Origin of the sequence: Methylobacterium tarhaniae (genome assembly GCF_001043955.1) — a bacterium.
Taxonomy (GTDB): Bacteria; Pseudomonadota; Alphaproteobacteria; order Rhizobiales; family Beijerinckiaceae; genus Methylobacterium; species Methylobacterium tarhaniae.
The window spans coordinates 1-698 of sequence record NZ_LABZ01000325.1 but is presented as its reverse complement, the minus strand read 5'-3'; the positions used below and the strand labels follow the sequence as shown (position 1 = coordinate 698).

The 698-nt window shown below is 73.8% G+C and carries 1 protein-coding gene; it reads right to left on the bottom strand.

The window, feature by feature from the left end; genetic code table 11:
• Positions 1 to 698: molybdopterin cofactor-binding domain-containing protein (locus tag VQ03_RS29675; protein ID WP_048454531.1), on the bottom strand; the 698-nt coding region annotated here is incomplete at both ends.

The following is a 698-nucleotide window of genomic DNA, read 5'->3' as shown; positions in this document are numbered from 1 at the left end:
AACACACGCTCTCCCCAACTCTTCACCCCTTTTATCTCTGCGGGCACCCACAGTTTGTAAAAAGAACCGGCCGCGGCCCCGGCCCCCCCAGCCCCCCCCGCCCCCCCCCCCCCGGCGGGCCCCGCGGGTGGGGTCGGAGGGGGGCCCCCCCCCCCCGCCACGACGTTGGCGCGCAGCGCCTTGCCGGCCTGCCAGGCCGCCTCGCCGCCGATGCCGGCGCCGCGCGACGCCCAGGTGCCGCCGCCATAGGGCGTCGTCTGGGTGTCCCCGGAGATCACCCGGACCTGCCCGATCGGCACGCCGACAGCGGTCGCGACGACCTGCGCGATGATGCCCTCGGTGCCCTGGCCCTGCTCGGTGACGCTGACCGAGGCCACCACGCCGCCCTGGGGGTCGAGGCGGATCGTGCATCCGTCCTGCGAGGAGATGCGCGCGCCGCCGACGCCGTAGAACGCCGCGGAGGGGTTGGTGATCTCGATGAAGGCGGCGAGCCCGATGCCGCGGTGGATGCCGCGGGCGCGCAACTCCGCCTGCTCGGCCCGCAGGGCATCGTAGCCCATCATCGCCTTCAGCTTCGCCAAGGCCGCCTGGTGCGAGAGCCGTTCGAGCTTGATGCCCGAGGCACCGGCGCACGGATAGGCATCGTCCGGGATGACGTTGCGCTCGCGGATCGCGAAGGGGTCGAGCCCGAGCCGGTC